Raw genomic sequence first — 8898 nt, 5'->3', positions numbered from 1 at the left:
TCTGTTCACAGATAGAAAGTCTATTGGCGGTTTTTTGTCAAGTACAATTTATACCAAATTAGATGAGCTTACCCTGCGGAAAAACCTTGTCTTTTTCCTAATCGCTAGAAAATCACATCAGTGCCATGTGCTATTTTGTACATCACTACGATGTATTATTACTTATTTAGCACTACTAAGGTAGTTTATAACTGCTCGATCGCACAATCAACTCACCTTGACTGGGGTCGCGGCTGAAAATAAAAGCTCCTTCTTGAGTTTCGCCGCTTGACAAAAAATCAATTTGCTGGTCGCCGGATTCCAAGACTTCGCCGTTGACGCGCAGTTCGGCAATAATTTGCACTGATTCGGCTGTTTCGCCGCCCGTGTTGGTCACTGTAAACGGTACGTAAAATTGCCCTTGATTTTCGCGAAGGGGCGTGTTCTGAGTGACAGAAATAATCGGAGGTTCATGCTTTTTAGTCAGCCAGTTGTAGAGTACGAGTCCGGTGAGGGTAAAAAGGATCGAGCAGGCGATCGCAAATGTCACCCATTCAGCAGGAGTTCTTTTTTTTTGCTGTTCATTATTACTTTCACTCATACCGCCAACCTCCCCGCCGCGCCGCCAATAGTCGCCGGCAATCCCAATACTAACGTATAGCTCAACCAAATCGACCACGGGTCGTCAAAACTGAGTTTGTGGAAGAAAAACATCATAAATGCAGAAGCCACCAGCGACACTAAATACGCCATGACAGTTTCGCTGAGGGGACGCTGAAAAATCCCTTGCTGGTGCTGTCTTTTGGCTTGATAAGTAAAGCCTGCTACAAATACAATACCGTAAGAAATGAGCAGCGAAGCGGCGATAATTGCTAATTGCCAAGGCGGCGAAATCGCTGCCGCTAGCATGGGAATTTCGTCAGTTGGGGCGATACTGAAAGCAATGATAGTCGCGCCGATTAAAGTAGCGCCGATATCTGCTAAAGTTGGATTAATGGTAGGTTCCTTTTCGCTGTCTGAACTTTGATAGCGATCGCCGCTCAAGAAACCCCTTGCCAGGGCCACTCCCAAGGCAAACGGCAGCCCTTCAAAGATGATTTTACCCAAAGTTTCTTGCAGCGGAGTCTCCGGCGTAATTTCCCTGAGCAAAAACAGGATAAAAGCCGCACAAACAATGCCGATAGCGATTGCTTCTACGCTATCGATTGCAGCTTCTAGCCAGCGGATGCCTTTAGTTTTGCGAAAACCTTCAGTGCGAGTCAGCAAGAAAACGGCGATACAAGTAGTTGCGATCGCGATCGACATTTCCGCTGGGTTCGTATGCGAACCGATCCACCAAACCTCCATCGTATAAAGCAGCGGAATGCCGAATAAAAAGCCGCCCGATGCACCTCTAATGATGTCGTTTAGTTCATTTAACCACTGATTTTTGCGTCTTTTTGATTTGTTCATGTTTCAGCTAAAAGGCGAATTGAAAAATTGAAAACTTCTGGAAATCGATAATTTGACATACTTCAAGTGTTATGATATATAGCATCTCCACTCAAATTTGCGCATAAGCCCTTAAAAATTCCTCTCTAGAAATTCCCGCGTGAGTACAAATTGCTCTCAGTGTCCCTGATTTTATTTGATCGTGGTTAGGCATTACTAACGGAGTATCGGTGTCATCCTGATTCTCTCACACCATGACAATATGTTCGCCTTCTCTAATAATCCGAAAGAAAACCCAACAACAGAAATGTTCTGATGACTTGTCTTTTAGAAGCATCGACAGGAAACTTTGACATTCAATAGCCACCTCTGCTTCTACTAAAAAAGTCTCGATCGCAGGTGATGAGTTTTCCATTGTTTCTTTGCCAAATACTTCGATGTAGCAGCGAATAGCTGACTTGACATCACCTAAGGCTTCTTCATAGGTGTCACCTTCACCAACTACGGCACCTTTGATACCAAGGGGATAGGCTACATAACCCTCGGAATGTTTTTCAATGATGATTTTAAATTGTTTGATCTTCGCCTCTTTATTTTTAAACTAACTTAATTCACCACACCCGCGCGATCGCATAAGCATCAAAAATAGCATCAACGCTCAAAATCGGTATCTGTTCTGCCATAGATTGTGCAATTATCAGCCTGTCAAATGGGTCACGGTGATGCAAAGGCAGTGAAGCCACAACCTCAATGTGCTGGAGATTAATCTCAAGTAGTCCGATATTGCTAACAGTGAGTTGCTCTCCGACAAACTCCATAAAAGGCAGACTAAAGTTTAGCCTGCCTATGCTGTGTTTAATCGCCATTTCCCAGATGCTAGCTATACTGACTAGCTTCTCGTTATTTTCATCCTCAATTAGCAGTTTGACATGGGCGCTAAGTCTAGGGTTGTCCGTGACATACCAAATGAAAGTATGAGTGTCCAACAACAACCTCATTCCATATACTCCTTAAACTCTTCTAGCGGTTCGTCAAAATCATCGGACATCCAAACCATTCCTTTAGCACTCCCAGCTTTGGATGGCCAGCGCTTCTTATTAGCTGGCGGTATTCCTACCAATTTTACAACAGGCTGGTTATCTTGAGTAATCGCCACTTCTTCGCCTCTTTTCGCCGCTTCGATTAATTCCAGAAGCTTTTCTTTGGCCTCAATAATGTCTACTTGATACATAATTCGTGCCTCCTTACTATCAATTTATAACCTCACCATTTTAACTCAATTAAACAAATCCTCTTCCTCCAAATCAACCGACTGCAACTGAGCGGGAGTAGCCGGAATCGCCGCAATAATTGCATCGATTACCTTCGCCACCGGAATAATCTCCATCCCCAACTCCGGCACCGGTTGATTCTTAGGAATAATCGCCCTTTTGAAACCCAATTTCGCCGCTTCCCTCAGCCGCAATTCTAATTGGGAAACGGGCCGCACCTGTCCCCCCAAACCCACTTCTCCGAGCAAAACAGTGCGCGCATCGATTACCCGATCGCGAAAACTGGCCACAACGGCGATCGCAACTGCCAAATCCGCCGCAGGTTCATCCACTTTCAACCCGCCCACCGTCGCCAAAATCACATCTAATTTAGATAAAGGAATCCCCACCCTTTTCTCCAAAACAGCTAAAATTTGCTGCAATCTAGCATTGTCCACACCTGTAGTAGTGCGGCGCGGCGAACCAAAACTCGCAGGGCTGACTAACGCCTGAATTTCTACTAAAATCGGTCGAGTTCCTTCGCAAGTAACAGTCGTCGAAGTACCGGGCGAAAATTCATCTTTATTGCCTAAAAATAACTCCGACGGGTTATCTACTTCTCGCAAACCGTTTGCTACCATTTCAAAAACGCCGATTTCGTGAGTAGCGCCGAAACGGTTTTTCATCGATCGCAAAAGCCGATGAGAAGCAAAGCGATCGCCCTCAAAATAAAGTACAGTATCTACCAAATGTTCCAAAACCCTCGGCCCCGCCAAAGCTCCATCTTTAGTAACGTGACCGACAATAAATAAAGTAATATTTTCCCTTTTCGCAACCTGCATCAAAGCCGAAGTACATTCCCGCACCTGAGCCACCGAACCCGGAGCCGATGTTAAACTAGCAAAATAAATAGTTTGGATGCTGTCAATCACCGCCACATTCGGTTTCAGCGCTTCCAACTCCCGCAAAACAACTTCTAAATCCGTCTCTGGAAGCAAATAGAAATTCTCCGCTGAATTGTCCTCAGAATCCTTTTTAGCTTCCCCGTTGCTGCCAGATTTATGCCCGCCGTTGCTTGACAATTCAACCGGATTAGCCACGCCCAAACGCTGCGATCGCAACTTCACCTGCTGGCCGGACTCCTCCGCACTGACATACAGTATCCGATCCTTGCGGGACAACATATTCGCCACCTGCAACAGCAGGGTCGATTTCCCGATTCCCGGTTCCCCCCCAATCAACACCAGCGATCCGGGAACAATCCCGCCTCCCAAAACTCGATCGAGCTCCCCGTAGCCGGAAGGCCAGCGAGACTGAGTTTGGTCAGCAATCTGCGATAATCTGAAAGATACCCTTGGTTGACCCTTCGACTTATCAGGGGGCGAACCGCCCGCTGTCTTAGTTGTCACCCCTGTTAAACCAGCCCGCGACACACCAGCAGTAGGTTGTTCTAACTGCTCGTCAAAAGAATCCCACTTCTGACAGCTAGGACACCTGCCAAAATATTGTGGTGAATCATACCCGCATTCCCGACAAATATATTGTATTCGAGGCTTAGGCATTGTTTACTATGATAAATAGTCACCCTAACATTTAGAAAAGTCTGAGTTAAAGCAATTATCAAGCTTTCAGACCGCTCCCCACACATGATTCAATTTGTGTCTTCTATGATAGGGTACAAAAAATTAACATTATCTGAAATGTAACTTAAGGAGTGCTCGGTAACTTGGAAAACCATAAAGAAAAAATTCTGGTAGTCGATGACGAAGCCAGTATCCGCCGCATTCTGGAGACTCGCCTTTCCATGATTGGCTACGATGTCGTCACCGCTGCTGACGGCGAAGAAGCTCTCGAAACATTTCGCAACACCGAACCCGACTTAGTGGTTTTGGACGTGATGATGCCGAAGCTCGACGGTTACGGCGTCTGTCAGGAGTTGCGCAAAGAGTCAGACGTGCCCATCATCATGCTAACCGCTTTGGGAGACGTAGCCGATCGCATCACCGGTTTAGAATTGGGCGCCGACGATTACGTCGTCAAACCTTTCTCTCCCAAAGAACTTGAAGCCCGCATCCGTTCGGTACTGCGGAGGGTTGACAAAAACGGAGCATCGGGCATTCCCAGTTCCGGAGTCATCCACGTCACCAATATTAGGATTGACACCAACAAGCGCCAAGTTTACAAAGGCGACGAACGAATTCGGCTCACGGGCATGGAATTCAGCTTGTTAGAACTGCTTGTCAGCCGTTCTGGAGAGCCTTTTTCGCGATCGGAAATTTTGCAGGAAGTGTGGGGATACACGCCAGAACGCCACGTAGACACGCGCGTAGTGGACGTTCACATCTCGCGGCTTAGGGCAAAGTTGGAAGACGACCCCAGCAATCCCGAATTAATTCTCACCGCCCGCGGCACCGGCTATCTGTTCCAGCGAATTGTCGAAATTGGAGAAGTAGGATAAAGTCAGTTGGCAGTTGGCAGTTGGCAGTTGGCATTAGTTAAATTACCAACTACCAATTACCAATGACTAATGACTAATGATTACTGACTGATGACTAATGACAAAATCTGATCCCAATAGAGTTTTGCGGCAATTGCCCTTAGTTGCAGGAGGGTTAGCAGGTACGCTGCTAATGGTCAACCGCTTGCTGACAGAGCAAATCACAGATTCTCAAGCTCGATCGGACGCTTTAGGAGTAATTATCAGCGCTCTGCTGATTTTAACAGGTTTGCTGTGGCAGCAGGTGCAAGCGCGATCGCCGGATTCCGTAAAACTTATCGGCGAAGAAGGTTTTGAATTTGCGCCGGATTTGCCGGAGGCGGTGAAAATAGAATTAGCCTGGGCGTCGCGTTTGCTGTTGACAAATACCGCCACAAGGTCGATCGTAGTTTTGTATCAAGGAAAAGTTTTATTGCGGCGCGGCATTTTAGGCATCAATCCCGAAGTCAAACCAGGGCCGATTTTGCAGCGAGTGTTCGACAAAAACAAACCAGTTTATTTAGTAAATCTCAATATTTATCCCGGGCGAATTGAATTTGACTATTTGCCAGAAAATACTCAAGGAGTTATCTGTCAACCTATCGGCACTCAAGGCGTTTTAATCTTAGGTGCTAACGCGCCCCGCAGCTACACCAAACAAGATGAAAACTGGGTTGAAGGCATTGCCGACAAACTAGAAAATACCATCAATCAATTTTAGATTTTAGATTTTAGATTTTAGATTGTGGATTTTAGATTGTGGATTGCACAATGCCAGCAGCTCTGTCAAGGTGCGATAGTCTTCGAGGGCTGCGCTAACGACGGATTTGCCTCATTCTAGGTGTTGGCTATCGGCAATAAACAAGATTTATTACCGATATCTTTTGAAAAGAAAAAGAGCGAGCGCTCCCCCCAACAAAATTTGCAGGGTTTGAGAGTCTTCTTCACCACCAAGAAGCCGGCTGCGTACACAGGGCGCATCTTAGTCCTCAACAACGCTCTCCGGGTGCGCTAGGCGCACCTTACTAGCTCACAAATCGCAACTCAAATCTCAAAACTATTATCTGGCCCAATCAGTACCGCGCCACAAAGTAAAAAACAAAACACTAGAAATCAGCGCGCCCAGCAGCCACTTAACAGCATTTTTAAATAACCCCAAGCGCTGGCCTGACTGAACCGCAGCGCTTTGCGTCTGTAACCGTTCCTTAGCCGGAGTAATTCTCGAAAGAATTTGCTCCTTCAATTGCTGTGGGTTTTGCGCATCCGCTTGTACCCCCAAACGGGTAAGTTCCCCCGCCAAATTCCTTAAATCTTCAGGAGTACCCTTATTCAGCCGTTCTTCCACCTGCTGCAACTGAGCTAATTGTTGGTTTGCTTGAGTAGTAATTTGCTGGTTGTTTTGGTTGTTGACGTAGATAGTACCAAAAATTCCCAAAGGCAGCATCAACAGAAAAACCAGACCTAGCAGCAGACAAACCCAAGACAAAACCTTCAAAAAAAGGTCTTCCAAACCTCTGCGGTCGTACCCTTCTCCAAAAAATATCAGCGCCATTGCCAGTAAAGGAACTGGCACCCGTTCCACTACAGCCCCAATTGTCTGCAATTCCCAGACGCGATTGCCAAAATTTGCTGGTATAAGAACTGCAATCGTATCTAATACAGACAGAATTAATAGACCGTAGCCAATCCAACGCAGCCTGTAGATAGAAAAACCTTGTTCGTTTTGTACGTCATTCATAAAATAATCAGAATTGTTGTTAAGAAAAATCTCTCTTGACTCCGCCCAAAAACGGATACCGTGCCACGTACTCCTCTCGTGGAGAGTCAAAAATTTTAGACTCTTGTTCAAGCTTCCAAATTCACCTGTGGAGTAAATCTAAAATCTAAAATCGACTGACTCGACTCAAGGCTCGGGAAATCGCGGCTGCCACCACCCATACCAAGAAACCCAAGCATTCTCTAGAATTTTTTTTGCATCTTCTGGAGTTGTTTTATCCAAAGGCACAGACATCTGAGTCCACAAACAGCGCCGGTCTTGAATATTTCCCCGACCCAACAACCAAAACAGAATGCGGTTCGGGTTCCAATCGCGAGTATTTCGATTATATCTAAACTGTTGGGAAGTGACTGTAGCACCGCCGCTAGGATTGATACACGAACTCAAATACAGTCGATTTTGCTGTTGCAAAATTCCGTGAAAACCCGCGCCTTGAGTGTTTACTAATGCTAGTTTACCAGGAGACGACTTGAGAACAGTATGTCCTTTCATCATACCTTCCACATCCCCAATGGTGTTTACCGCATAGCGCATCTCTATTTCTAGAGCCATGCTATTTTTTTGATATTCATATTTCCTGGCAGCTTTGAATTCTGAATTGTCGCTAAGTTTCAGCGGCGCGCTCTTTTGCATTTTCCAATCGCCTAGAGGCACCGACTCTGGAAACTCAAACGGGGTTGCCAGAGTGTTGCCGGCAGATGGATAGAAAACCAATTTCCCGGCAACCAACAAAACCCCTCCCAAAGTAATAGCCAACAGGGAAAGCCTAACTGGTTTCCAAGAGGTAATAGCCATTAGCAATTCTGTTCTTCCTTATTTTGGGGTTGATCTTTCAAAATAGCAAACCAGCAGAATAACCCGAAAATAGATACAGCAATCATCGAAAAGATTACCGAACCATTTCCTTCGTGCCAGTATTTAAATGCTTGGGGTTGAGATAGCGATACCAGCACTGCCATGAGAGCAACTCGCGCTGCATTCACTACAAATGCAATAATTATTGCCACGAGTGGCAGTACAATTTTCTGACCAAGTGTTGTAGGAAACATCAGCAAGAAAACCAGAGCCATTCCTAACAATTGTAGCATCGCATTCACCCCCGAACAGCCGTGATAGACTTCGACGCTGCCCTTTTCCAGGATTAGGAAAACGCCTTTCCGCACAACTTCAAAGCCTAGATAGTGCAGGATGAAAGCTGAAAATTTAGCTGTTAATTTGGCGACATCAACGAATACTCCGATCAACCCGGGAGGAATCGCTGTATAGCCAAGAATTAGAAGTTCCTGCCAATATTGTTTCAGTCCTTTTGTGCCGGAAGCCAGCAATGCGAGACTGACTCCCGACAAAAAAGGGGTTGCTCTGATAAAAAAGTCGTATCCCGATATCGACGAACTTTTGAGCAATATTAAAGCAATTAACGATGACCCAAAGAAGCTGGCGAAAATTCCGCTTTCAAAAGTTAAGGATTCGTGCCTTTCCCAAATGAGAAATGCTACGACTCCCCAAAACAGTAACATTGTACCGAACAGGTCAGTGTCGTTGGTTCTGGAAGTCAGAGTTAGGTGTAAGACTATCAAACCGGAGGCGATGCCTAACAGCCAGTATTTAGGTTCTTGGATGTGCTTGAGCGAGTTTATTTCGGTCATTGCTGCTTTTTGTTTTTACTAAAAGCTTCTAAAATGCTTTCTCAATCTGGTAACTCTATACAAATTATCCGCCACAAACACTTGAATTTATGCCTTTGGGATGATTGTTAAGTAAATCTTCACAAAAATTGACAAAAGTGAATTTTTGTGATAATTACTTCCACCTAATTAAATCTGAAGTTAGGCGCTCATACCAAACAAAGCGGGTTTTTTTACTCTGACCGATCGCACTCCACGAAAGATTTTCCTCCGTCAAACCCAGTTTCTGCGCCCGTAGTTTAAATGTAAAGCTTGAAGGCAAGACAAAAACCTTTCTGGACGCACTCTTGAGCTTGAAAA

General features: G+C 45.4%; 11 protein-coding genes. 2 read left to right on the top strand and 9 right to left on the bottom strand.

The features are described 5' to 3' along the window. Positions 1–175 precede the first annotated feature (175 nt). From QUA54_RS23990 to radA, 6 genes are all read right to left on the bottom strand, one after another. Entirely contained in the window at positions 176–580 is a 405-nt protein-coding gene (locus QUA54_RS23990; protein WP_333416598.1) for a TIGR02588 family protein, read from the bottom strand. Further along, on the bottom strand, positions 577–1431 hold the full coding sequence (locus tag QUA54_RS23985) for a TIGR02587 family membrane protein (RefSeq protein WP_333416597.1): 855 nt from the start codon (positions 1429–1431) through the stop codon (positions 577–579). Before QUA54_RS23985 ends, QUA54_RS23990 begins: the two co-directional genes overlap by 4 nt. A gap of 226 nt (positions 1432–1657) precedes the next feature. After that, the gene (locus tag QUA54_RS23980; RefSeq protein ID WP_333416596.1) at positions 1658–1825 is read right to left on the bottom strand and encodes a hypothetical protein; all 168 of its coding nucleotides are present in this window, start codon (positions 1823–1825) and stop codon (positions 1658–1660) included. Between the two features lie 196 nt (positions 1826–2021). Then, positions 2022–2408, bottom strand: coding sequence for a type II toxin-antitoxin system VapC family toxin (locus QUA54_RS23975; RefSeq protein ID WP_333416595.1), 387 nt, complete (start codon positions 2406–2408; stop codon positions 2022–2024). Further along, positions 2405–2641 (bottom strand): type II toxin-antitoxin system prevent-host-death family antitoxin, encoded by a 237-nt coding sequence (locus tag QUA54_RS23970; RefSeq protein WP_333416594.1) that lies wholly within the window; start codon positions 2639–2641, stop codon positions 2405–2407. The genes QUA54_RS23975 and QUA54_RS23970 overlap by 4 nt, the downstream gene beginning before the upstream one ends. A gap of 45 nt (positions 2642–2686) precedes the next feature. Beyond that, positions 2687–4222, bottom strand: a complete 1536-nt coding sequence (radA, locus tag QUA54_RS23965) for a DNA repair protein RadA (RefSeq protein ID WP_333416593.1) — start codon at positions 4220–4222, stop codon at positions 2687–2689. A 164-nt stretch (positions 4223–4386) separates the two neighbouring features. Between radA and rpaB the strand changes: the two genes are divergently transcribed. Together rpaB and QUA54_RS23955 are read left to right on the top strand one after the other, a co-directional pair. Continuing rightward, the gene (gene rpaB, locus QUA54_RS23960; protein WP_071587789.1) at positions 4387–5118 is read left to right on the top strand and encodes a response regulator transcription factor RpaB; all 732 of its coding nucleotides are present in this window, start codon (positions 4387–4389) and stop codon (positions 5116–5118) included. Positions 5119–5215: 97 nt separating this feature from the next. Further along, positions 5216–5857, top strand: coding sequence for a cofactor assembly of complex C subunit B (locus QUA54_RS23955; RefSeq protein WP_333416592.1), 642 nt, complete (start codon positions 5216–5218; stop codon positions 5855–5857). Positions 5858–6196: 339 nt separating this feature from the next. Here the strand turns inward: QUA54_RS23955 and hpsJ-A are convergent, their stop codons facing one another. The 3 genes from hpsJ-A to crtA all read right to left on the bottom strand — a co-directional run bounded on the left by hpsJ-A (position 6197) and on the right by crtA (position 8559). Further along, positions 6197–6874, bottom strand: a complete 678-nt coding sequence (hpsJ-A, locus tag QUA54_RS23950; RefSeq protein WP_333200404.1) for an HpsJ-like protein, cyanoexosortase A-associated — start codon at positions 6872–6874, stop codon at positions 6197–6199. A 165-nt stretch (positions 6875–7039) separates the two neighbouring features. After that, on the bottom strand, positions 7040–7708 hold the full coding sequence (locus QUA54_RS23945) for a cyanoexosortase A system-associated protein (protein WP_333416591.1): 669 nt from the start codon (positions 7706–7708) through the stop codon (positions 7040–7042). Beyond that, positions 7708–8559, bottom strand: coding sequence for a cyanoexosortase A (crtA, locus tag QUA54_RS23940; protein ID WP_333416590.1), 852 nt, complete (start codon positions 8557–8559; stop codon positions 7708–7710). The genes QUA54_RS23945 and crtA overlap by 1 nt, the downstream gene beginning before the upstream one ends. Between the last annotated feature and the right edge of the window lie 339 nt (positions 8560–8898).

The sequence above is a fragment of the Microcoleus sp. MOSTC5 genome, assembly GCF_036701825.1.
Lineage (GTDB): Bacteria > Cyanobacteriota > Cyanobacteriia > Cyanobacteriales > Microcoleaceae > Microcoleus > Microcoleus asticus.
Note: the sequence above shows the minus strand (reverse complement) of the source record. Positions and strands in the feature narration are given on the sequence as shown.

Excerpts from the sequence above, each read along its gene's own strand:
- QUA54_RS23990 (WP_333416598.1), bottom strand. The coding sequence starts at position 580 with ATGAGTGAAAGTAATAATGAACAGCAAAAAAAAAGAACTCCTGCTGAA.
- QUA54_RS23985 (WP_333416597.1), bottom strand. The coding sequence starts at position 1,431 with ATGAACAAATCAAAAAGACGCAAAAATCAGTGGTTAAATGAACTAAAC.
- QUA54_RS23980 (WP_333416596.1), bottom strand. The coding sequence starts at position 1,825 with ATGGAAAACTCATCACCTGCGATCGAGACTTTTTTAGTAGAAGCAGAG.
- QUA54_RS23975 (WP_333416595.1), bottom strand. The coding sequence starts at position 2,408 with ATGAGGTTGTTGTTGGACACTCATACTTTCATTTGGTATGTCACGGAC.
- QUA54_RS23970 (WP_333416594.1), bottom strand. The coding sequence starts at position 2,641 with ATGTATCAAGTAGACATTATTGAGGCCAAAGAAAAGCTTCTGGAATTA.
- radA (WP_333416593.1), bottom strand. The coding sequence starts at position 4,222 with ATGCCTAAGCCTCGAATACAATATATTTGTCGGGAATGCGGGTATGAT.
- QUA54_RS23955 (WP_333416592.1), top strand. The coding sequence starts at position 5,216 with ATGACAAAATCTGATCCCAATAGAGTTTTGCGGCAATTGCCCTTAGTT.
- hpsJ-A (WP_333200404.1), bottom strand. The coding sequence starts at position 6,874 with ATGAATGACGTACAAAACGAACAAGGTTTTTCTATCTACAGGCTGCGT.
- QUA54_RS23945 (WP_333416591.1), bottom strand. The coding sequence starts at position 7,708 with ATGGCTATTACCTCTTGGAAACCAGTTAGGCTTTCCCTGTTGGCTATT.
- crtA (WP_333416590.1), bottom strand. The coding sequence starts at position 8,559 with ATGACCGAAATAAACTCGCTCAAGCACATCCAAGAACCTAAATACTGG.